Annotated in this window: 24 protein-coding genes and 1 tRNA gene; 12 read left to right on the top strand and 13 right to left on the bottom strand. The window is 68.0% G+C overall.

Annotated features, from left to right (window positions below; all coding sequences use genetic code 11):
* Positions 1-14: 14 nt before the first annotated feature.
* Entirely contained in the window at positions 15-500 is a 486-nt protein-coding gene (locus BM310_RS10250) for a DUF309 domain-containing protein (RefSeq protein WP_089807383.1), read from the bottom strand.
* An 81-nt stretch (positions 501-581) separates the two neighbouring features.
* Between BM310_RS10250 and BM310_RS10245 the strand changes: the two genes are divergently transcribed.
* Entirely contained in the window at positions 582-824 is a 243-nt protein-coding gene (locus BM310_RS10245; RefSeq protein WP_089807380.1) for a hypothetical protein, read from the top strand.
* Positions 825-889: 65 nt separating this feature from the next.
* Here the strand turns inward: BM310_RS10245 and BM310_RS10240 are convergent, their stop codons facing one another.
* The 3 genes from BM310_RS10240 to BM310_RS10230 all read right to left on the bottom strand — a co-directional run bounded on the left by BM310_RS10240 (position 890) and on the right by BM310_RS10230 (position 2,398).
* Positions 890-1,315 carry a response regulator gene (locus tag BM310_RS10240; RefSeq protein WP_089807378.1) on the bottom strand — a complete coding sequence of 142 codons (426 nt, stop codon included), beginning with the start codon at positions 1,313-1,315 and terminating at the stop codon, positions 890-892.
* Complete coding sequence (locus BM310_RS10235) at positions 1,312-1,677, bottom strand: HalOD1 output domain-containing protein (protein WP_089807376.1); 366 nt, start codon at positions 1,675-1,677, stop codon at positions 1,312-1,314. Before BM310_RS10235 ends, BM310_RS10240 begins: the two co-directional genes overlap by 4 nt.
* Before the next feature lie 64 nt (positions 1,678-1,741).
* A complete protein-coding gene (locus tag BM310_RS10230; protein ID WP_089807374.1) occupies positions 1,742-2,398 on the bottom strand; it encodes a helix-turn-helix domain-containing protein in 657 nt (218 codons plus the stop codon).
* A 214-nt stretch (positions 2,399-2,612) separates the two neighbouring features.
* Between BM310_RS10230 and BM310_RS10225 the strand changes: the two genes are divergently transcribed.
* Positions 2,613-2,696, top strand: a tRNA-Leu gene (locus tag BM310_RS10225).
* Between the two features lie 418 nt (positions 2,697-3,114).
* Here the strand turns inward: BM310_RS10225 and BM310_RS10220 are convergent.
* The 3 genes from BM310_RS10220 to BM310_RS10210 all read right to left on the bottom strand — a co-directional run bounded on the left by BM310_RS10220 (position 3,115) and on the right by BM310_RS10210 (position 4,817).
* A complete protein-coding gene (locus BM310_RS10220) occupies positions 3,115-3,405 on the bottom strand; it encodes a hypothetical protein (protein ID WP_089807372.1) in 291 nt (96 codons plus the stop codon).
* A 52-nt stretch (positions 3,406-3,457) separates the two neighbouring features.
* Positions 3,458-4,093 carry an RNA ligase partner protein gene (locus tag BM310_RS10215; protein WP_089807370.1) on the bottom strand — a complete coding sequence of 212 codons (636 nt, stop codon included), beginning with the start codon at positions 4,091-4,093 and terminating at the stop codon, positions 3,458-3,460.
* A gap of 460 nt (positions 4,094-4,553) precedes the next feature.
* Entirely contained in the window at positions 4,554-4,817 is a 264-nt protein-coding gene (locus tag BM310_RS10210; protein WP_089807368.1) for a hypothetical protein, read from the bottom strand.
* Between the two features lie 125 nt (positions 4,818-4,942).
* Here BM310_RS10210 and BM310_RS10205 point away from each other — a divergent pair, with 125 nt between their 5' ends.
* The 4 genes from BM310_RS10205 (at position 4,943) to BM310_RS21385 (ending at position 7,946) form a co-directional block, all read left to right on the top strand.
* Positions 4,943-5,740 (top strand): inositol monophosphatase family protein, encoded by a 798-nt coding sequence (locus BM310_RS10205; RefSeq protein WP_089807365.1) that lies wholly within the window; start codon positions 4,943-4,945, stop codon positions 5,738-5,740.
* A 57-nt stretch (positions 5,741-5,797) separates the two neighbouring features.
* On the top strand, positions 5,798-6,247 hold the full coding sequence (locus BM310_RS10200) for an Lrp/AsnC family transcriptional regulator (RefSeq protein ID WP_089807363.1): 450 nt from the start codon (positions 5,798-5,800) through the stop codon (positions 6,245-6,247).
* A 164-nt stretch (positions 6,248-6,411) separates the two neighbouring features.
* Positions 6,412-7,551, top strand: a complete 1,140-nt coding sequence (locus BM310_RS10195; protein ID WP_089807361.1) for a DUF63 family protein — start codon at positions 6,412-6,414, stop codon at positions 7,549-7,551.
* A gap of 245 nt (positions 7,552-7,796) precedes the next feature.
* Positions 7,797-7,946: a hypothetical protein gene (locus BM310_RS21385; RefSeq protein ID WP_177232593.1), complete on the top strand. Its 150-nt coding sequence runs from the start codon at positions 7,797-7,799 to the stop codon at positions 7,944-7,946.
* 155 nt (positions 7,947-8,101) lie between these two features.
* On the opposite strand, the gene BM310_RS10190 is transcribed toward BM310_RS21385, so the two are convergent.
* The 3 genes from BM310_RS10190 to BM310_RS10180 form a co-directional block, all read right to left on the bottom strand.
* Entirely contained in the window at positions 8,102-9,811 is a 1,710-nt protein-coding gene (locus tag BM310_RS10190; protein WP_089807359.1) for a YcaO-like family protein, read from the bottom strand.
* Between the two features lie 85 nt (positions 9,812-9,896).
* Positions 9,897-10,721, bottom strand: a complete 825-nt coding sequence (gene tbsP, locus BM310_RS10185; protein ID WP_089807357.1) for a transcriptional regulator TbsP — start codon at positions 10,719-10,721, stop codon at positions 9,897-9,899.
* Between the two features lie 202 nt (positions 10,722-10,923).
* Positions 10,924-13,035 (bottom strand): hypothetical protein, encoded by a 2,112-nt coding sequence (locus BM310_RS10180; protein ID WP_089807355.1) that lies wholly within the window; start codon positions 13,033-13,035, stop codon positions 10,924-10,926.
* Positions 13,036-13,231: 196 nt separating this feature from the next.
* Here BM310_RS10180 and glyA point away from each other — a divergent pair, with 196 nt between their 5' ends.
* The 4 genes from glyA (at position 13,232) to BM310_RS10160 (ending at position 16,834) form a co-directional block, all read left to right on the top strand.
* Positions 13,232-14,479 carry a serine hydroxymethyltransferase gene (glyA, locus tag BM310_RS10175; protein ID WP_089807354.1) on the top strand — a complete coding sequence of 416 codons (1,248 nt, stop codon included), beginning with the start codon at positions 13,232-13,234 and terminating at the stop codon, positions 14,477-14,479.
* A 124-nt stretch (positions 14,480-14,603) separates the two neighbouring features.
* Positions 14,604-15,335, top strand: a complete 732-nt coding sequence (locus BM310_RS10170) for a hypothetical protein (protein WP_089807352.1) — start codon at positions 14,604-14,606, stop codon at positions 15,333-15,335.
* A 103-nt stretch (positions 15,336-15,438) separates the two neighbouring features.
* Positions 15,439-16,332: a bifunctional methylenetetrahydrofolate dehydrogenase/methenyltetrahydrofolate cyclohydrolase gene (locus tag BM310_RS10165; RefSeq protein ID WP_089807350.1), complete on the top strand. Its 894-nt coding sequence runs from the start codon at positions 15,439-15,441 to the stop codon at positions 16,330-16,332.
* Positions 16,333-16,342: 10 nt separating this feature from the next.
* Positions 16,343-16,834 (top strand): NUDIX hydrolase, encoded by a 492-nt coding sequence (locus BM310_RS10160; RefSeq protein ID WP_245778472.1) that lies wholly within the window; start codon positions 16,343-16,345, stop codon positions 16,832-16,834.
* A 43-nt stretch (positions 16,835-16,877) separates the two neighbouring features.
* Here BM310_RS10160 and BM310_RS10155 read toward each other — a convergent pair whose 3' ends face one another.
* Together BM310_RS10155 and BM310_RS10150 are read right to left on the bottom strand one after the other, a co-directional pair.
* Entirely contained in the window at positions 16,878-17,111 is a 234-nt protein-coding gene (locus BM310_RS10155) for a DUF7385 family protein (protein ID WP_089807348.1), read from the bottom strand.
* A gap of 41 nt (positions 17,112-17,152) precedes the next feature.
* Entirely contained in the window at positions 17,153-17,863 is a 711-nt protein-coding gene (locus BM310_RS10150; protein ID WP_089807346.1) for a DUF7117 family protein, read from the bottom strand.
* A 91-nt stretch (positions 17,864-17,954) separates the two neighbouring features.
* Between BM310_RS10150 and BM310_RS21380 the strand changes: the two genes are divergently transcribed.
* Entirely contained in the window at positions 17,955-18,101 is a 147-nt protein-coding gene (locus BM310_RS21380) for a hypothetical protein (protein WP_177232592.1), read from the top strand.
* A 373-nt stretch (positions 18,102-18,474) separates the two neighbouring features.
* Entirely contained in the window at positions 18,475-18,771 is a 297-nt protein-coding gene (locus tag BM310_RS10145; RefSeq protein WP_089807344.1) for a PadR family transcriptional regulator, read from the top strand.
* A 33-nt stretch (positions 18,772-18,804) separates the two neighbouring features.
* Here BM310_RS10145 and BM310_RS10140 read toward each other — a convergent pair whose 3' ends face one another.
* Positions 18,805-20,046 carry an AI-2E family transporter gene (locus tag BM310_RS10140; RefSeq protein ID WP_089807342.1) on the bottom strand — a complete coding sequence of 414 codons (1,242 nt, stop codon included), beginning with the start codon at positions 20,044-20,046 and terminating at the stop codon, positions 18,805-18,807.
* Positions 20,047-20,083 lie beyond the last annotated feature (37 nt).

The raw sequence follows: 20,083 nt of genomic DNA, 5'->3' as shown, positions 1-20,083 counted from the left end.
TTCGGCCGCGCCTGTCAGTGTTCTAACTCTTCGGCGTACTCGTAGTCCGCGGGGTACGCCGTCGGCCGCGAACCGTCGAGTGCTATCTGCCACCCGTGGAGCACCGTCGGGTCCTCCGACGCCGTCCGCAGTCGCTCGCGGACCTCCTCGACGTCCACGCCGTAGAAGTCCGCGGGCGTCCCTTCGAGGTACTGGAGCGCCGTCCCGAACAGCGACCGCATCCCGGCGTCGTCCTCGAAGTCGAAGTGCTTGTACGCGCCGGCGGCCACCTGCACCATCCCGTGGAGGAACGCCGACTCGACGGTGCCGCGGCCGTAGTTGTACCACTCGTCCTCGAAGCAGTCGTGCGACTCGTGGAACTCGCCGGCGTTGAACAGGCGGACGCCGTGTTCGGTGGCCCGGCGGAGCGTCGCGTGTTCCCACTGGCGTCGGTCCGTCAGCCACCCGGTGGGGTCGCCGAGTGGCGGCGCGACGCTCGGGTCGCGGGTGTGGTCGTCCATGGGAGTCTAATCACGACGGAGCGACCTAACGGCATCGCCGCGAGGGGTACGACTAAATCCGTTCCCGTCGTCGCCTCCCGCATGAGCAACGGACTCAGCGAGGTGCCGAGCGCGATAGCCGCCTACGCGGCGGGCGTCGGCGCCGCCGTCGGACGGGGCGGGTTCTACACGCTCGTCTTCCTCCTCGTCCTCCTCGTCGTCGGTCTCGCACCGGTCGGACTGGGCGTCGTCCTCCTCGTCCTCGCCGTCGTCCTCCCGGCAATCGGGGTAGCCGTCGCCCTCGAACTGCCGCGCGTCGTCCGGGAGCGGTTCGGTGGCGACTGAGGGCCCGGCTCACGTCGACGCCCCCGGCCCGTCCGCGAGTTCACTCGGAGCGAGTCCGCCGGCTCTCACCGGTCGTCTCGGTCGCTGGACCGGCCGACGACGCGTCTGATTCGTCTCCCGAGAACCCTGTACTGGTCGGTCCCCGTCCCCTTGCGGAGATACGCGGCGGCGTCGGCGGTGACCCGTCGCTCTAGTGCGTCGTTTCCCTCGCCGGTGAACAGAACGAACGGCATCTCCGGTTGGTCCGCGCGCACGGCGTGTAGGAACTCCTCCCCGTTCATGCCCGGCATCCGGAAGTCGCTGACGACGCAGTCGTAGTCCGCCGTCGGGTCGAGGAGTCGCCGCAGGCCCTCCTCAGCGAGCGTCGCGGTGTCGACGACGAGTCCGTCGTCCAACCGTTCGAGGAACTGCGCGACCAGTTCGGTCAAAGCGGCGTCGTCGTCGACGTAGAGGACGCGCGTCGGGTCCGTCGCCGCCTCCTCGGTGGTCATCTCTCGGGCGACGGGTCCAACGCCGCGTTCGACGAGACGACGACCGTCCCCGCTCCGTCGATTTCGACGGCGAACCCGGCGTACGCGAACGAGACGGCGACCCCCTCGGTCGGGCGCGACCGGTCGCGCGCACCCAGCAACGCGTTCAGTGCGTCGGGGTCGACGGCCCCGTAGAGAGGAGGCAGGTCCAGCGGTTCGGCCGAGGCGGCCTCCGCGACGGTCGTCAGTACCGCCTCGCTCACCAACTGGGAACTCGGGTCGAAGACCGTCCGATAGGCCCCGCTGGATTCGTGGTACCTCACGTCGTCGGACGTGACGGCGACCGGTGCCGCGCGTGCGGCAGTCTTGCGTGACGTGCTCATACAGCAATGTCGAGAATGTTTCGATTGAGCGTTCGTATTTCACACGAACGGTCTTTAAATACCGTCAGTCGGTCGGGGCGAGCGTACTCCCGACGAGACGGTCGATACCCCGGCGGAGTCGCGACCCGAACGCCTGCCCGGAGATACCGACTTCCGAGGCGAGGTCCTCGAGAGTCACCTCGCGGGGGGAGTGGTAGTACCCGCGTCGGTGGGCGAGTAGCAGCGCCTCCCGTTGGGGGTCCGTGAGGTCGTAGGCCGCACCGCTCCTCGTCGAGGTGAGCGTGTTGAGTGCCCGCAGGGAGACGGTCTGCTCGTGTTCGGCGCAGTAGCGCTGGAAGGCGGCTATCTGCTTCCGGTTGTCCCCCCGCACCTCGAACGTCCACGAGTCGGCCGACCCGACGCCCGAGACGAGCGAGACGTCCGTCTCGGTGATGGCTCGCAGAATTCCCTCGTAGTTCGCGTCCCAGTTCAGACGGAGGAGGAAGGCACCGTCCACCTCGTCGACGAGTCGGACAGTGGTCAGTTCCGGGACTCGTTCGCCGGCCCGGACGACGGCTTCGACCTCCGACCGGGTCACCGACTGCACCCACACGTACGGGATGAGTCCCGGTTTCGTCGGGACCACCCGTTCGAGTTCGACGACGACGTCTTCGAGTTCCTCGAACAGTCGACCCAGCGGAAAGGCGTCGGCGGGAATCGTGAACTCGGCGATAGTCGACATACCTCACGTAGGCGACAGATAGCGATAAATGTGGCTCGGGGGTCCTCGACACGGGACGCGTTCGACTCCGCGGCACCGAACGGGGGCGCGGGCGGACGGTCGCACGGGGACCGACGCGGGGCCGTCGGTCGCTACGAGGGCTTTCCGTACGAACTTTATAGCAGCGAGTACTGAAATCCAAGTACGACTCGTCCAGAGTCGCACTCTGAACTGCGCGAGGGTGGCCGAGTCTGGAAAAGGCGGCGGACTCAAGATCCGCTCTCGTAGGAGTCCGTGGGTTCAAATCCCTCCCCTCGCACTTCTCGTCTCCGAGCGACAGCGAGGAGCGAGTGCTTACGAGTGATTTGAATCAGGGAGCAAATCTCCGATTTGCGACCGAGGTTCAAATCCCTCCCCTCGCACTTCTCGTCTCCGAGCGACAGCGAGGAGCGACGCCCATCGAGGAGCCGAACCGTCGGACCGGGTCGCCGAGTTCGCGGACGCACCGCTCTGGGTGACGGAAGGCGGGGTGCGGGCGGCGAACGCGCGATTCGACAGATGCCATCCGACGACGCGCGTCGACGCTCCCGTGGGTATCGGTACCGACCACCAACGGAAGCGTCTGAAGGAACGGGACGTCCGAGTAATAGCGTTTTCGACCGAACAGACTCGGCAGTCGCCGAGAGCTGGTTCGCGAAACGAGAGAGAGAGCGTCGGAGACGCCGGCAACGACGTCGTTACGCCTCGTCGGCCCGTTCGCCGCCGTCGGTGAGGGGGCGGCCGTCGGCCGTGAGGACGTCGTCGGCGACGGTTCGGGCGCGGGCGACGGAGGGACGGGACTCCTCGGAGAACTCGTCGCCGAGCGTCTCGACGACGGTCATCACGTCGTCGAGTTCGCCCCGTTCGATGACGTCGGCGAAGACGTCCTCGTAGGCGTGTGCTTCCCAGTGGCTGACCTCGTAGTCGTAGGTGTTCGTCTGCGAAGCGACGGCGTACTGTAGTTGTCGTGCGGCGTCGGCGGGGCGCATATCCATCGAAACGAACGGGACGGATAAAAGTTTACTCCGACTCGGAATCGAGTTAATCACTCAGCGGTTCGTCCTGTCCGGTGCCGGTGAGGTAGGCGTCCAGAAGCGAGGGGAAGTCCCGGCCGCGGAGGAACCGGAGCCCGAACTCCTCGGCCCAGTCGACGATGCCGGTGTCCTCGGTGACGACGCCGGCGTCGAGTTCTCGCGCGAGAATGAGGAGGTCGAAGTCCTCGCGGGAGTCGAGGATGCCCTGCCTGAGTTCGGTCCGGTACTCGGCCCGAAGGTCGGAGATTACCTGTTCGGGGTCCCCCTCGGCCGCGCGTCGCACCGCGTCCTCGGAGACGCGGAGGCCGCGGTTGACGCGGTCCGACATCTCGTGGACGAAGTCGTGGACGACGGCGGCGGGGACCATCACCTCGTAGCGCGCGGGGTTCTTCTTTATTATCCACGTGTTGAGTTGCGTCTCTATCTCCCCGTCGATGCCGCGTTCGTGCAGGATGCCGACGAGTTCGGCGTGGACCGACGGCGCCATGTAACAGGAGATGTCGAGTCGGAGTTTCGCCCGCGCGATGACGTCGAGCAGTCGGTACAACGCCGCTTCGAGGGTCTCCCCCTCGTGCCGAATCTCCTCGGAGAGAAACAGCGAGGTGTCGAGGACGAATCGCTGCTTGAGCGAGTACTCGGGCATTGTGACCGCGTACGACGCCGCGGTATATGAGGAGTTGGTCGGACCCGGGCGTCGGACGTGTCGTTCTCCGCCATCTCCTGACAAACATCGTATAGGTACACCGATACGTTTATGTGGTTTGGTACCATACAACAGTATTGCTGGTACGCGAGGGCGCACCGGACGACCGAACCGAGCCTTCGGAAGAAGGCGAGGAACGGGATCGACGCAAACACCAAACGGACCGTAACAGGAACGCGAGGTCAACGCGTCGAAGGAAGACCACGACGACCCAGTGCTGTTCCGACAGGAACAGGGCGAAGTCCAAGTACCGGACCACGTGAAAACGGAGTTCGGGAAGTTGGAAGACTCCGTAATAGGGGAGCCCCAAAAGGGACGCGCGGGTCGTGGAAAACGCATCCCGTCCGGGTCCTAATCGTGTCCCAGTTTCTCCGATATTTTCCGTCGAGCGACGCCGCCGTCAGTCGTCGACGAGTCGCGCCATCGCTTCGAGGTACTCCGCCGCGACGAGGGGTTCCGACCGCATCGTCTGCGTCGCGCGGCGACACCCGTGCAACAGCACTGCGCGCGTCTCCTCGTCCGACACCTCGTGGTGCGCGAGGGTCTCGACGGAGTCGACGACGCCCTCGACCGTCCCGTCGTCCCGCCTCCGCGCCGCCGCCGCGCCCCTGTCGAGCAACTCCGACAGACTCGCGCGAACGTCGGCGGGCAGTTCTCCCGACACGTCACGAACCGACGGGCCGGGGCGGATAAAGCGTGTCGGGCGGGGAAGACGCGACGTCCACGCGAACGTGAGCGACGACGCACCGACACGGGAGATTTACCACGGCGGCGGCCGCCACCGACGACATGGACGACGACAGAGTCGCGGTGGCCAGACGGGCGGCCCGCGCCGGCGCCGCAGTCGCGGCCGACCGGTTCCGAACCGACATCGACGTCGAACTGAAGGACGGCAAGACCGACGTCGTGACGCAGGCGGACCGGGACGCGCAGGCCCGCGTCATCGACGTGATTCGGGAGTCCCACGCGGCCGACGCCGTCGTCGGCGAGGAGGAGGACGAACTCAAGCGGGTCCCCCCGGAGGGGCCCGCGTGGGTCATCGACCCCATCGACGGGACGAACAACTTCGTCCGGGACCTCCGGGTGTGGGGGACGGCGGTCGCCGCCGTGCGGGACGGCGAACCGGTCGCCGCCGCCACCTGTCTGCCCGCACTCGACGACACCTACTGGACCGACGGGGAGGCGACGTACCGGAACGGCGAGGCGGTGACGGTCAGCGACCGGGACGACCCCCAGACGTGCACCGTCTGCCCCACCATCTGGTGGGGCTTCGACGAACGCGACCAGTACGGGCGGGCGACGAACGCCATCGTGGACCGGTTCGCAGACATGCGCCGGTTCGGGTGCGCGCAGGCGGTGTTGGCGATGGTGGCCGACGGTCAACTCGACGGCGTGCTGACGAACGTCCGCGCGAACCCGTGGGACTCCGTCGCCGGCGTCCAGATGGTCCGCGCGGCCGGCGGAAGGGTCACGGACCTCGCCGGTGACCCGTGGCGACACGACTCGCGGGGCCTCGTCGCCTCCAACGGCGCGGTCCACGACGCGGTGCTCGAAGCCGCCCGCGAAATCGACGGATTGAACGGCTGAATCACATGTTCGGCGGCTATCCGTAAGCGAAAAGAGAGCGCTCGCCAACGTTACCCCATGGAACTCGACGAGACGGACCGCGCCATCCTTCGAATACTCCAGACCGACGCGCGGACGCCGTTCAGCGAAATCGCGAGACAGATAGACATGTCGAGCGCGACGGTCCACGACCGGGTCGGCCGGATGGAGGACGCGGGGGTCATCGAGGGCTACCACGCGAAGGTCGACCCCCGAGAGGTCGGCTACGGCACCTCCGCACTCGTCGGCCTCCGCGTCGAACAGGGCAGAGAGGAGGACGCACTCGAACAACTCCGGGAGATAGACGGCGTGAAAGAGGTCCACCTCACGACTGGCGAGTGGGACGTGATGCTCCGCGTGTACGCCGAGGACACCGACGCGCTCCGCGAACTCATGTTCGACAACATCGCCGAGATGGAGGGGTTCTCGCGGTCGCAGACGATGGTCATCCTCGGCACCGACTTCGAGGACCCCTCGCTGTCGCTGTAGCGCGCGCCGAATCGCCGCGCGGCCCGTCTCTCCGTCACTCGTTCCCGTTCTCGTTCTCTCGCCCCCTCGGCGGCCGTTCACGGCGTCGACCGCTCAGACGGCACCGTGCGCGACGCGTGCGAGAGACCGGAATCCTCAACACCCACGCCGCCGGGGTTTCGGGTATGGCTACGGTTGCAGAGCGGGTCGGCGTCGACCCCGAACGACTGTGGGGCGGCGCGTTCGTCGTCGCACTCGTCGCCCTCGTCGGCGGTTCGCTCGCCTTCCCGAGACTCGTCTACGACCGGTTCATCTGGCACTACTTCTGGGGGCCCGTCCAGGCCGACGCGAACTCCGCCGTCTGCGCCACGCGCGCCGGCGGCGCCACGCAGTATCTCGACAGCGCGAGCGCGTGTGCGGCGGCCGCCGAACCCGTCGCGTATCCCGGCTACACGCTCGTCTCCGAAGTCGGCTACATGGTGACGCTGCTGTTCGCCCTCATCGGCGTCGTGTTCCTCATGCGCCGCCTCGACGTCGGCACCGACCGGAGCTTCTTCTACGCGCTGCTCCCGTACATGTTCTTCGGGGGGGCGCTCCGCGTCGTCGAGGACGCCAACGACACGCCCGGCGCCACGGAGGCCCTCATCAGCTACCCGTGGAACGCGCTCGTCATCAGCCCCATCATCTACTTCACCGTCTTCCTCATCACGCTCGGCGCCGTCGTCGTCGCCGTCAGCCTCGAACAGTTCGAGGTGACCCGGTCGTACGAACGACCGCTGTTCGGCATCGGCGTCGTCGTCCTCGTCGTCACCGTCGGCTACCTGTTCTGGCTCGCGTTCACCGGTGCCGACGGCGTGGAGTTCTACCCGCAGGTGCTCCTCGTGATGCTCGTCGGCGCGACGCTGGCCGCGGCGGCGACGTGGTGGCTCATCGAGCGGTTCGCGCCCGAGATAAACTCCGGTACCGAGACCATCGGGTTCGTCATCCTCTGGGGCCACGCCGTCGACGGCGTGGCGAACGTCGTCGGCCTCGACTGGATGACCGCCCTCGGCGCGGGGCCGAACCTCGTCCCGAAACACCCGGTCAACCAGTTCGTCGTGGACTTCACGGCGAACACGCTCCCGCCGTCCGTCCTCGCCGTGACCGGTGACGCCTGGCCGTTCCTCCTCGTCAAACTCGTCGCCGCGACGTTCGTCGTCTGGGTGTTCGAGGAGGGCATCTTCGAGGAGAGTCCGCGCTACACGATGCTGCTCCTGGTCGCCGTCTTAGCCGTCGGCCTCGGCCCGGGGACGCGCGACATGCTCCGAGCGACGTTCGGCGTCTGAGACGCCCGGACGCCGTCCGTCCCCGAACTCGGGCAATCTAGATTAAATTAAACAACTTAGCCCGTTCGCATATTAGTGTGCAGGCCGTCCCTCTGAACGGAGGGGCGTCGCATCCCTCAACCATGTCTTCTCGCTCCCCCTCCAGTCTTCGCGTCCGTCGTCCCGAACGCGCGCCTCTGTAGGCGGTGGCACGTTCTCGGCGGTCGGCGAGTAGTTTCTTCCACCGGGCCTTCGACGGCGTTCGTATGAGTTATCGCACGACCCTCGGTTGGTCGCTCATCACGTCCGGCCTCGTCACGTTCCTCCTCGCGTACCTCCCGTACCCCTCCGTCTACTGGGGGGCCGGACTGCTGGTGCTCGGCGTCCTGATATTCCTGACGCGCCGAATCGTCTGAACGGCCGTTCCGGACTCACCTTTTTATCCGAAGACGGAACCAGCGTCACCATCCCCCGAACGTCACCGCACGACGAGACGCGGGAGTCCGACACGGCGTCGTGCGGGCGGGCATCGTCGCGGACGGCGGCGCGGCGCGAGTGTCGGCTGTTCGCCCTACGGGAACGGGTGGTACGGCCGTTCCAACTCCGCCTCGAACCCGAGCGCCTCGGGCACCGACCGCGCGCGTTCCCCGAAGAACGGGTCGCCCTGAAACAGCGGTTGCGCCTCGGGAATCAGCACGCGGACGGCCTCGAATCCGAGCGAGGCGACGTCTTCGGTCGTCGTCCGAACGGCGTACGCGTCCAGTCCGGCGTCGGCGGCGCGTTCGACGGCGGCGTCGAGTTCGGCCTCGCCGGTCGGCACCGAGTCGGGACCGACGCTCTCGGCCGGCACCGACGGGCCGGCGTCAACGAGTCGACGCGCCGGGGCCGGGAAGTCGGCGTACTCGCCGATGGCACCCTCCTCGGCGTCGGCCCGTTCCGGCCCCATCGACCGGAGTTCCATCCAGTTCTGTAACGCCTCGGCGAGTGCCGACCGGGCCGCGTCCACGGGGTCCAGCGACGCGCCCGACCCCATCGCGAACTTCGGCCAGTCGTCGTCCCGGTGGACGGCGACGGCGACGACGGGCACGTCCACGTCCTGCGTGACGAGCAGTGGCGTCGCCGTCAGACCTTCCGCTCGGGCGCGCTTCGTCAGCGCCCGATACCCGTCGTCGGTCACGTCGAGTCCCAACGGGTCGAACGACGAGTACCACGCGAGCATCGTCGCGTCCCGCTCTATCACCTCGTACAGCCCCGATAGCAGCGCCTCAGAGCCGGAGTTACCCAGGCCGAGTCCGGTCGTGATGGGGGGCTTGTACCGCGTGTTCGGCGGCGGATAGTGGACGAACTCCGCCGGCACGGACACCGACTCACCGGACGAGAGGTGCTCGCCCTCGACCCACGGAATCGGCTCCTCGGCGTCGGGCGCGCGGTAGGAGTCCGGTCGGACGAACCGCGCCGGCGAGACGGACCGGGCGCGCGTCCGTTCTGGCGCGACGGTGAACTCCGCGGCGCGGTAGACGCCGGCGCAGTAGCGTTCGAGCGCCTCCCCGAGCGCTTTCATGAACGCCGCGTCCCAGTCGAGGTCGACCCCGGCGGCGAACTCGGCGGCGCGGGCGTCGCTGAAGCCCCGCGTGTCGGTCGTCTGCGCGAGGTAGTACGGGACGGGGAACGACTCGCGCTCGCCCACCTGCGCGACGAGACCCGTCCGCTCGTCCAGCGCGCGTTCCGCACGGGCGAGCGCGTCGTCCACGGTGGTCTCGCGGGAGTCGCGGCGTACCGTCCGGTCGCGCGTCTCGGCGTCCGGGACGGGCAACACCGTCCGCTCGGTGGCGACGCCCGTTCCCGTCACCTCGGCGACGGTTCCCGCCACCGAGTCGTCGCCGGTCAGGAGGGCGACGGCCCGTCGACCCGCGAGTGCGCCGGCGAATCGGACCGCGCTCCGGTCGCCGGACGGCGACCCCTCGCCGTCCGTCGTCGCGGCGACGCGAGTGCAGAGGTCGGCGTAGCGACTCCCGCCGGCGAACACCGAGACGGCGGCGTCCAACGCCGGCACGGAGACGCCGCCGACGCCGCCGAGTTCGACGACAACGAGGCGGTCGGCGGCCGTATCGACCGTGTGGGGCGCCGTGGCCCCCGCCGGCGCGACGACGACGGCGAGCGTCGCGTCGCCCGCGTCTTCGGGTGCGGCGTCGGTCACGGAGGCGTCGCAGTCCGCGGCGGCGGCGCGGACGGCTTCGGCGGCCGGACCGCTCCCGACGAGTGCGATGTCGTGCGTAGTCACGGCTGCAACGACGGCGGAACGAGAGAAAAAACCGAGGGGGTTCGGCCGACTCTCCGGCGACGGCGGCGAGTGACCGGCCCCGTCTTCAGGCGAGGAGGCTCTGCGCGACGCCCGCGAGTTGGTCGGGGTCGGAGGTGACGAGTCGGTCGTCGCCCAGTTTGAGGCGGAGGCGCGGCCGACCGACGTCGATGGGGACCTTCTCGGTGTCGATGAGCCCCATCTCCTCCAGTTTCGTCTTCGTCCGCGAGAACGTGGCCTTGCTGGCGATGCCGACGTCCTCGCCCCACTTCGAGATGTCGTAGAGGAGCACCTCGTTCTTCGCGGCGACGAGGAGACTGATGGTCACCTCGTCGAGTCCGTCGCCGTCGCCGCGGGCGGTCTGGAGCGACGAGAGCACCGAGTCGAAGTCGGTGCGCGCGTCGGGACTGATTTCGTCTTCGAGGCTGGTCCGGACCCGCGTGATGGGCGGGGTGCGGAGTTTGTACTCCGACGCTTCCTCCCACTGCGTGGTGTAGGTGTCGCGGGCGGCGGCCACGAACTCCTCGTCGGTCGTCACGAGACCCGCCACTCGGTCGCCCGCCGTGACGAGGGAGACGACGGCGTCTTCGGTGACGAGAAGCGCGTTCTCCGCGCTCTCGTCGGCCGTCCGCATCGAGAACGCGCCGGCGTCGACGAGGTCAGCCGCGTTACTGGCGACGATGAAGTCGTCCATGACGTCCTTCAGCAGCGATTCGTCGGCGACCATCTTCATCGCCGGCAGGTCGCCCTCGTGACTCGACGCGACGGTGACGAGTGTGTGGATGACGTCCCGCGTCGGCCCCACGATCAACACCTCGTCCGTATCCCCACCCAGAACTGCGTCGAGGATGTCTCCCACGCCCTCCGTCAGCATGTTCGATTCGATGGTCATGCCGTTAGATAGGTAAACGAGAATATTTAATATTAACGCAAGCCGACCCTCAGAATCAAAGGGTTGAGAGCGTGTATGAAGATCACCGGGCGGGGCGACCCGAGGTTCTCTCGGAAAAGATACCAGTTGCATCTCACGTGCGAACCGAGTGCATACCGTCGGCAGTCGTGACGCGGTTCGGGGGCGGCGCGGTGCGTTCCGACTACGTCAACTCTCGGTAGAGGTCGCTCGACCAGTGGATGTCGCCGTCGTAGATGATGGGCATATCCGTCCGGTCGAGGAAGTCCGACAGATCCGCGGCGGAGAGGTCGGTGCGCTGAGTGGTCCCCAGCAGGTGGGAACGCTGGTCGTCGGAGAAGGGGGGCGCGTAGGTGCCGCCGGCGACGCGGGGGGAGTTCGTGTCGTAGTCGAGATGGTACGTCCCGTCGTCGTTCTCGTCGACGGTTCCAACCGCGGGTACCGGGATGCCGGGTTCCGTGAGGAGGTGCGTACCGTCGCCGACGACGGTGTAGTCTTTGCCCATGATGATGCGACGGCGGGCGAGTGCGAGGGCGCGTTCGAGGCTGAAGCCGTTGATGAGGAGTCGGACGAACGTCGTCCCGACGCGGGCGGCGTGCCCGTCGAGCACCTTGTCGAACGTCACCGCTCCCGCGACGCTCCCCTTCTCGACCAGTTCGAGTCCCTCGTAGTAGGAGCCGCACGCGTTGAGGAAGAACGTCTCGACGTTCGACTCCTCGATGTCGTCGATGTCGAGGTTGCCGTCGACGCACCGGAGCCCCGACTCGTCGCAGTGGCCGATGTAGTGGACCAAATCGTGGTGTGACTCGAACACGTCCGCGAGTTCCGCGCGGGTCGTCCGCTTTTCGACGGTCACGTCGATGTCGAGGCCGGCCGGTCCCGACTCGTATATCTGGGCGGCGTCGTTGTACTCGTCCACCATCCGCTTGTCGTTGAGGACGGCGACCACCGACAGCGACTGCGGGTCCTCGGGGTAGCGAGCCCGGTGTTCGAACGCCCGGTGCGTGGACTTGAACACGTCGATGGGGACGCCGTCGGCCAGCCAGCCGTGGACGCGCCCCGCTCCCAGAACGGGTTTCACGGGGGTCACCTCGGGAACGTCACCCGTCTCTGCGCGGGACGCCTCGGCCTCGCGGGCGTGGTCGTCGGCCGACCCGTCAGCCGAGTCGTCCGCGGCGGCGTCGGCGCGGTAGAAGTCGTCTAGCGACCGCGAGAGGCGTTCGTCCGTGCCGAGCGGTTTCGCCTCGGGCAGGAACACGTTCGGGACGTTCTGCAGGAGGTGCGGGAGCGAACGCACCTGGTCGTAGGTCGCCGAGACGTACATCGACAGGTGCCAGTCGGGCAGTCGGCCGGATATTTCCTCGAACGGCACGTCGAGATAGGCGTCCAGTCGGTCACCGGGGTCCGCCCGGTACAGCGACGTGGCGTCGAGGTCGACTTCGTCCAGCAACGCCGTCTCCGCGACGCCGCGGCAGTTCGGGCCGGCACCGCGAACGAGGCAGTCGAGGAGGAACGTCCGGCGGAGGAGGTGCGCCACCCCCGTCTGGTAGCCGGGGTTCGAGTCGAACTCGTGTTCGAGGCTCGCCGTCCGCAGCGCCGGCGACGCGTCTTCGTCGTCCGCGACCCGTACCTCCGCGCCGAGATAGTGCGCCAGCGAGGCGGCCGGGACGAGGTAGTCGAGACTCGGCGGCAGTTCGAGGGCGACGGACGGGTCGGGACGGCGGGCGACGACGCTGTCGGGGACGGACACCTCCTCGCCGAACTCGACGCGGGGGGGCTGCGCGCGCATCTCCGGGAGCGACCGGTCGGCCGTGGCCGTGAGGTGGCCGGCGGGCATCGCCGAGAGCGCGGTCGCGACGCCCTCTGGCGTCCGCGGGACGGTGACCGTCTCCGGACGGTCCGCCCGGTCGGCGACGGCGACGGTGACGCGCCGTCGCTCCGGGAACGAGATGGTGGGAGCGCCGCCCGCGTCGGTCAGCGTCGCGGTGCCGTCGAACCGGACGATGACGACGGCAGCGCCCTCGACGCGGAGCAGGTGGGGCGCGTCCGGGAGACGGACCGTGCCCTCCGCGGGCGCCGTCGGCTCCCGTTCGATCCCCGAGTCGAGTCGTCGGAGACGGAGGAGTCCCGGCGGGAGTCTGAGCGCCGTCGCCTCCCCCCCGACCGAGTCGACGGTCGCACGCGGTAGGTCGTGTACGGGGTCGCCCGCCGACCATCCGTCGGCGGCGACGACGGCAGAAGCGGTGCCGGGTCCCACGGCTCGGACCCCGGCGTCTGTCGCCTTCACCTTGACCATCAGGTACACTCAAAACCGGCTTTGTCGGGCATAGGTCTGTCGCCAAAGCAGTAAGGGACCGGCGCGGACCCGTTGTGCCACCCGTGTCGAACGCCGGTGTCGATGGCGTCGAAGATAGCCACGACCGTGCATAGAGTTCGGTGCATCGACTGCCAAAGTGAACACACTTATTGGCAAGACGCACGGGGTGTGAGACATGGACTACAGCCACGTCCGCGGCGTCGACCCCGCGGTGGCCGACGCCCTCGAAGGCGAGGAGGAACGACAGCGGAACACGCTGGCGATGATCGCCAGCGAGAACCACGTGAGCGAGGCGGTCTTGCAGGCGCAGGGGAGCGCGCTCACCAACAAGTACGCCGAGGGCTACCCCGGGTCGCGCTACTACGCTGGCTGTGAGTACGCCGACGAAGTCGAGGAACTGGCCGTCGAACGCGCGAAGGAACTCTGGGGCGCCGAACACGTCAACGTCCAGCCGCACTCGGGCACGCAGGCGAACATGGGCGTCTACCTCGCCATGCTCGACCCCGGCGACAAGATTCTCTCCCTGGAACTCAGCCACGGCGGCCACCTGAGTCACGGCCACCCGGCGAACTTCACGGGACAGACGTACGAGGTCGAACAGTACCACGTCGACCCCGACACGGGCTACATCGACTACGAGTCGCTCGCCGACCAGGCCGAGTCGTTCGACCCCGACATCATCGTCTCGGGCTACTCGGCGTACCCGCGCGTCGTCGAGTGGGAGCGCATCCAGAACGTGGCCGACGACGTGGACGCGTACCACCTCGCCGACATCGCCCACATCACCGGCCTCGTGGCCGCGGGCGTCCACCCCTCGCCCGTCGGCATCGCCGACTTCGTCACCGGGTCGACCCACAAGACCATCCGGGCGGGTCGCGGCGGCATCATCATGACCACCGAGGAACACGCCGACGCCGTGGACAAGGCCGTGTTCCCCGGCGCGCAGGGCGGCCCCCTCATGCACAACATCGCGGGGAAGGCCGTCGGCTTCAAGGAGGCGCTGGAACCCGAGTTCGAGACGTACGCCGAGCGAACCGTCGCCAACGCACGCGCGCTCGCCGAGACGTTCGAAGACGAGGGCGTCGAAGTCGTCTCCGGCGGCACCGACAACCACCTCGTCCTCGCGGACCTGCGGCCCTCCCACCCCGACACGACCGGAAAGGACGTCGAGGCGGCCCTCGAGGAGGCGGGTATCGTCCTCAACGCGAACACCGTCCCCGGCGAGACGCGGTCGGCGTTCAACCCGAGCGGTATCCGCGCGGGCACGGCCGCGTTGACCACGCGCGGGTTCGACGAGGAGGCGACCCGCGAAGTGGGTGAACTCATCGTCCGCGTCGTCGACGACTACGACGATCAGGAGACCGTCGACGCCGTCGCAGACCGGGTGCAGGAACTCTGCGACGAACACCCGCTGTACCCGTAGTCGGTCGGACGGACCGTATCGGCCGCGCTCACCGCACCGTACTGCATCGGCCGCGCTCACGCACGGAACAGTCGCGAATCCGACGCACGCCGGACTTTTGCTGGCGGGGGGAGACGTTAGCGATATGCGCACCCGTAGACGCGTCCTCGCCGCTCTCGGTCTCTCGCTCCTCGGTCTGTCGGGGTGTTCTGACACCCCGCCGCCCGGGACGGACGACGACGACCCGGGACAGGCCGGCGGGACGCCGAGTCCGGACTACCGGACGGCGCGCGCCGGAACCGCGACGGCCACCGAGACGCCGACGGCGACGGCCACGCGCGCCCCCACCGAGTCGGCGACGCCGGACGGGACGGGAACGCCCGGCGAGACGGCGAACGCGACGCGGACGGGGGAACCGACGGGTTCCGAGACGACCCCTCGGACGGCGACGGCGAACGCGACGGAGACGGGGACGCCCGGGACGACGACGCCCCGGACGGAACTCGACCTGCGCGAGGCGAACGTCGTGGACGTGGCGTTCGAGGCGAACGGCGGGACGTACCGCTTCGACGTGACGCTCATCCACGACGACGACGGCGAGGACGGCTACGCGAACTGGTGGCAGGTCGAGGACGTCGACGGGAACCGACTGGGCCGCCGGGAACTGCGCCACCCCCACGGGACGCGCGAGTTCACTCGCTCCGCGACGATGTCCGTCCCCGACGGCGTCACCTGCGTCGTCGTCCGCGGCCACGACCAGACGCACGGCTACGGCGGCAGCGTCGTCCTCGTGAACCTCGACACCGCCGAGACGGTGGTCGTCTACCAGGGGCGCGACCCGGTGGCGAACGCGGAGTTGGCGACGTCCTGTCCGTAGGACGACCTCTTCTGTGCAAGGGGATGGGTATCGGGAGGTGGAAGCGAGGACAAGTATGCACGAATCCGCGTGATTGAAGTGCGCCGACCGCGGCGTTCGACACATGACCGAGATAATCGACGGTAACGCCGTCGCCGCCGAGATTCGCGCCGGTCTCGCCGACGGGATAGCCACTCTCGCCGACGCGGGCGTGACGCCGTGTCTCGCCACCGTCCTGATGAGCGACGACCCCGCGAGTCAGACGTACGTCTCGATGAAGCACAGCGACTGCGAGGAAGTCGGCATCGAGGCGCGCGACTACGAGATAGACCCCGAGGCCCCCGCAGACGACCTGTACGCCACCATCGACGACCTGAACGCCGACCCGTCGGTCCACGGCATCCTCGTGCAGATGCCCCTCCCCGACCACGTGGACGAACGCGAGGTACTCCGCCGCATCGACCCCGCGAAGGACGTCGACGGCTTCCACCCGGAGAACGTCGGCCGCCTCGTCGCCGGCCACCCGCGGTTCAAGCCCTGCACGCCCCACGGCATCCAGAAACTCCTCGCCGCGGCCGACGTGGAGACGGAGGGCGCGGACGTCGTCGTCGTCGGCCGGTCGAACATCGTCGGCAAGCCGATGGCGAACCTCCTGATTCAGAAGTCGAAACTGGGCAACGCGACGGTGACGGTGTGTCACTCCCGGACGACGGACCTCGCCGCGAAGACGCGCGCCGCGGACGTCGTCGTCGCCGCCGCGGGCGTCCCCGAGATGATAGACGGCGAGATGCTGTCGGAGGGTTGCGTCGTCGTCGACGTGGGCATCAACCGCGTCGAGGCGGACACCGAGAAGGGGTACGAACTCGTCGGCGACGTGGACTTCGAGAGCGCGAAGGAGAAAGCGTCGGCCATCACGCCCGTCCCCGGCGGCGTCGGGCCGATGACGCGCGCGATGCTCCTCTGGAACACGGTGAAGGCCGCGGGCGACGCCGAAGCCGTCGACGTCGAACTCCCCTGACCGACCCGTCGTGAGCGACGATGCCGCGCGGTTCGAGACGGACTCGGCGGGCGTCGTCCGCCGCGAGAGCGAACGCGAACTCGACCGCGAGTCGTTCGAGTCGCTCGCCGCCCGCATCGACGCCGGGATGGACTGGGGCGTCGCCGCCCTCGTCGAACGGGACGGCGAAGTCCTCCTCGTCCACCAACGAGACCGGTGGGTGCTCCCCGGGGGCGGCGTCGAAGACGGCGAGAGCCGCGAAGAAGCGCTCGTCCGCGAGGTGCGCGAGGAGACGGGACTGGAGGCGACGGTCGGGTCGCTCCGGTCGGTGACGCGGCAGACGTTCGCGCACGGCGGCGAGACGACGGCGTTCCGGTTCGCCGTCTACGACGCCGCCGTGCGCGGGACGCTCACCGACGACCCCGGCCTCGCCGACGAGAACGTCGCCGACGTGGGATGGTTCCGGACGCTCCCCGCCGACACGCTGGACCGACCGTTCCTGCGCTTTCTCCTCGACCGCTGACGCCCGCCGTCCCCGCGGCGCGCCGGGTTCGCAGCGCGTTCCGTCACCGGTGCGTGCAGACGACCAGTCGGTCGTCCTCGTCTGTCACGCAGAACCGCGCGTTGTCGGCCACGTCGAACGAGTGCGACGCCCGTTCGGTCAGGAGGATGCGGTCGAACGGGTCGCCGCAGGCCGGACACGGCACCGCGTCGCGGTTCTCGTACAGGGTGACGTCGCCGTCGTCGGTGAGAAGCTTCATCCGGTGGCGGACGGCGTGTTGGTCGAATCGCTCGGCCATCGGCGGTGAAGGGACGCCGGCGGTGAAAGTCGTTTTCCTCCTCAGGCGAGTCGCGAGAGTCGGTCCCGCGCCGCCGCGAGGGCGGACTCGTCGTCGTCTCGGACGTACGCCGTGAGTTCGCGTGCGGCCCGCACGAGCGACTCGGACTGTCGGACGGACACGTCGCCCTGCAGGGCCTCGACGCGCTTGACGTGTTCTCCGAGCGTCGAGAGCGTCGTCCGCGCCTCGGGGTCGGGGTGGTCGTCGAGCCACGTCGACAGGTCGCGGCGGAACGCCGCGAGCGACTCCGCGTAGGCGAGGCCGCGCGCCTCGGTCATCGCGGGCGGCACCTCGTCGGGGGCGGGCCGTTCGCCGCGGTCCGCCCCCCGGAGGAGCGACAGGACGTACAACCGCGTCTCCTCGTCGGGGTCGCGCCGGCGCGCGAGGACGTCCACCGCGTGGAGCAGTTCGCGGGCGGCGAGGTAGGTGTCGTCCACGTCGCGGAGTTCGCCGCCGTCGATGAACCCGCGCGCCCGGAGGTACGTCCGCAGGTCGGTCTTCAACGCCTCCGCCGCGTCGGCGACCGACCCCGCCTCGGCCGCGTTCCGGTGTTCCGAGAGGTCCAACGGGTCCGCGCTGTCGGTGTGGCGCGCGCGGCCGCCGACGCCGACGCTCTGCATGCTCCCGCAGGCGGGACACGCGACTTCGCCGGTGTCGTAGTACGACCACTCCTGTCCGCACGACTTGCACCGCCGTCGACCCCGAATCTCCATGCGCGAACGTGGGCGGGCCCGGGACAAAAGCCCGACGCACGGCGGCGGACGCGGGCGTCAGTTCCTTGCGGCCGAAGCGCGTACGGCGACCATGCGCTCCGAAGAGGAGATACGAGAGCAGTACGAGTTCCTCGCCGAAGAACTGGAGTCCGAGGAGATGCGCCACGGCGGCGTCAGAGAACTGTTCACCCACTACAAGCGCGCGCTGGGGTGGGTCCTGGAAGAAGAGCACATGTGACTCGGCGACTCGTCCCAAGAGGCAATTCCCACGTCCGTCGATATCTTTAAGAGAAACCAGCCAAAAGTAGCAGGTGACGCTTCGCTTTGGAGGGCCGAAGCGTCAGCGGGGACCAATTCAGGGCGGCAAGCATCCACGCGATTTTCGCGTGGCTTGCTTCCTTTTCCGGAACTCACGTCTCGGAGATGCATCACTCTCGTCGGGTCCGTGGCCGTCGCGAACGACGCGACGGGTCGACGGCGACACGTATTCACGAATTTACAGCTTTCGACGGTCGGAATTCTCCGATTACGCCGTCGTTGGGTCGGGAAGACCCGTTCATCTCCGATATGTTTATTTCAATCAGACAATAAGGGACGAATTGAATTTACCAATGTACGACTTGACAGGATTCCAGCGTGATCTGCTGTACGTCATCGCTGGGCTAGACGAACCCCACGGACTGGCAATCAAAGAGGAACTCGAGGACTACTACGAGAAGGAGATTCACCACGGGCGCCTGTACCCCAACCTCGACACCCTCGTGGAGAAGGGACTCGTCGAGAAGGGGCAACGTGACAGACGGACGAACTACTACACGCTGACGCGCCGGGGTCGCAGGGAGATAAAGGCGCGAAAGGAGTGGGAAGGGAACTACATCGACATCGAGTACGGCGGCGTCCGCGTCTGAACGTCGACTGGTTCTCGGTATCCGCCGTTCCTGTCACGAGGTCGTCGACCCGTCGTCTAGCGGGTTCGACGTCTCGGACGCGTCCGTGGGCGCGTCCGGCGCATCGTCGTCCGGCGAGACGGCCGTCTCGTCGTCGTCCGCGGCGACGGACCGTTCTCCGAGTTCCGCCTCGTACTCCGCCCCTGGGTCGACGGCGTAGGGACGAATCGGCGCACCGCTGACCAGTTCGGGGAGGACGTACTTCGCGAAGTTGACGACGAGCACCAGAATCATCGGCATGAAGAAGATGCCGTACCACCCGAACAGGAGGGGGCCGAACGTGTACGCGATCATCACCGCGCCGACGTGGAGACTCCGGCCGGAGACGTACGGGCGGAGCACCAGGTCGGGGATGGTGTCGACGACGACGAACGAGAGCGCCACGAACGCGATGACGAACCAGAACGCCGCGGGGTTCGAGACGTACGAGACGGCCGCGAGGTAGAGCGCTACGGGGACGTAGACGAGTTTCATCCCGACGACGGGCACGAGACTGGCGACGCCGGCCAGCAGTCCGACGAGTGCGGCTGCGGGGATGGCCACGCCCGGGGGCGCGACCACGTTCAGGGCCGTGTAGGCGATGACGCCGATGGTCCCCGTCAGGACGGCGTTGAGGATGTTGCCGAAGAAGATGTTCTTGAAGTCGCGGTCGACGGCCGTCACGTACGCCTCCATCACGCCGCGGTCGTCGGAGAAGTTCGACCGGAACCACCGCGCGAACCGGTAGTCGTCGCGGAGGAGGTAGAACGCCAGCGCGATCATGACGAACAGGTGGACAGCGCCGATGCCGAAGAACGCGAGCGTATCGGCGGCCGACCCGATGGACGAGAGCACCTGCGACAACTGCGCGCCGGTGACGTCGGAGAGGTCGAGCGACAGCAGCGTGTTCGGGTCCGCGAGTCGGGAGAGTTGTTCGGTCGTGATGGGGTACTGCGAGAGGTCGAAGAAGCCGTTGCTCGTGAGTTTCACCAGTTCGTTCACGACGATGGTGAGCGCGTAGACGACGAGCGTCAGGGCGGGGAGCGCGAGTGCGAAGAGCGCGACGGCGGCGGCCAGACTGGGCGGACGGATGCGCCGCTTGAGGCGGCGGTAGATGGGGCGCGTGGCGTAGTAGATGAAGATGCCGAAGACGAACGTCCCCACGAACGAGTAGAAGACGTAGACGAGGGCGGCGACGAGGACGAGGCCCACGCTCCACCACCCCATCCGTGAGCGTTCCATCTGGAGGAGGGACATATCCGTGAACGGACCCCGTACCAGCAAAAGTCTGTCG

Origin of the sequence: Halogeometricum rufum (assembly GCF_900112175.1) — an archaeon.
In the GTDB taxonomy this organism is placed as follows: domain Archaea; phylum Halobacteriota; class Halobacteria; order Halobacteriales; family Haloferacaceae; genus Halogeometricum; species Halogeometricum rufum.
The sequence above is the reverse complement of the archived record's forward strand: the minus strand, read 5'-3'. Positions and strand labels throughout refer to the sequence as shown.

Coding starts and splice junctions, on each gene's coding strand:
- BM310_RS10195 (WP_089807361.1), top strand. CDS start 6,412: ATGGCTACGGTTGCAGAGCGGGTCGGCGTCGACCCCGAACGACTGTGG.
- BM310_RS10215 (WP_089807370.1), bottom strand. CDS start 4,093: ATGCCCGAGTACTCGCTCAAGCAGCGATTCGTCCTCGACACCTCGCTG.
- BM310_RS10200 (WP_089807363.1), top strand. CDS start 5,798: ATGGAACTCGACGAGACGGACCGCGCCATCCTTCGAATACTCCAGACC.
- BM310_RS10155 (WP_089807348.1), bottom strand. CDS start 17,111: ATGGCCGAGCGATTCGACCAACACGCCGTCCGCCACCGGATGAAGCTT.
- BM310_RS10240 (WP_089807378.1), bottom strand. CDS start 1,315: ATGACCACCGAGGAGGCGGCGACGGACCCGACGCGCGTCCTCTACGTC.
- BM310_RS10245 (WP_089807380.1), top strand. CDS start 582: ATGAGCAACGGACTCAGCGAGGTGCCGAGCGCGATAGCCGCCTACGCG.
- BM310_RS10170 (WP_089807352.1), top strand. CDS start 14,604: ATGCGCACCCGTAGACGCGTCCTCGCCGCTCTCGGTCTCTCGCTCCTC.
- BM310_RS10150 (WP_089807346.1), bottom strand. CDS start 17,863: ATGGAGATTCGGGGTCGACGGCGGTGCAAGTCGTGCGGACAGGAGTGG.
- BM310_RS10180 (WP_089807355.1), bottom strand. CDS start 13,035: ATGGTCAAGGTGAAGGCGACAGACGCCGGGGTCCGAGCCGTGGGACCC.
- BM310_RS10250 (WP_089807383.1), bottom strand. CDS start 500: ATGGACGACCACACCCGCGACCCGAGCGTCGCGCCGCCACTCGGCGAC.
- BM310_RS10140 (WP_089807342.1), bottom strand. CDS start 20,046: ATGTCCCTCCTCCAGATGGAACGCTCACGGATGGGGTGGTGGAGCGTG.
- BM310_RS10205 (WP_089807365.1), top strand. CDS start 4,943: ATGGACGACGACAGAGTCGCGGTGGCCAGACGGGCGGCCCGCGCCGGC.
- glyA (WP_089807354.1), top strand. CDS start 13,232: ATGGACTACAGCCACGTCCGCGGCGTCGACCCCGCGGTGGCCGACGCC.
- BM310_RS10145 (WP_089807344.1), top strand. CDS start 18,475: ATGTACGACTTGACAGGATTCCAGCGTGATCTGCTGTACGTCATCGCT.
- BM310_RS21380 (WP_177232592.1), top strand. CDS start 17,955: ATGCGCTCCGAAGAGGAGATACGAGAGCAGTACGAGTTCCTCGCCGAA.
- BM310_RS10235 (WP_089807376.1), bottom strand. CDS start 1,677: ATGAGCACGTCACGCAAGACTGCCGCACGCGCGGCACCGGTCGCCGTC.
- tbsP (WP_089807357.1), bottom strand. CDS start 10,721: ATGACCATCGAATCGAACATGCTGACGGAGGGCGTGGGAGACATCCTC.
- BM310_RS21385 (WP_177232593.1), top strand. CDS start 7,797: ATGAGTTATCGCACGACCCTCGGTTGGTCGCTCATCACGTCCGGCCTC.
- BM310_RS10230 (WP_089807374.1), bottom strand. CDS start 2,398: ATGTCGACTATCGCCGAGTTCACGATTCCCGCCGACGCCTTTCCGCTG.
- BM310_RS10165 (WP_089807350.1), top strand. CDS start 15,439: ATGACCGAGATAATCGACGGTAACGCCGTCGCCGCCGAGATTCGCGCC.
- BM310_RS10220 (WP_089807372.1), bottom strand. CDS start 3,405: ATGCGCCCCGCCGACGCCGCACGACAACTACAGTACGCCGTCGCTTCG.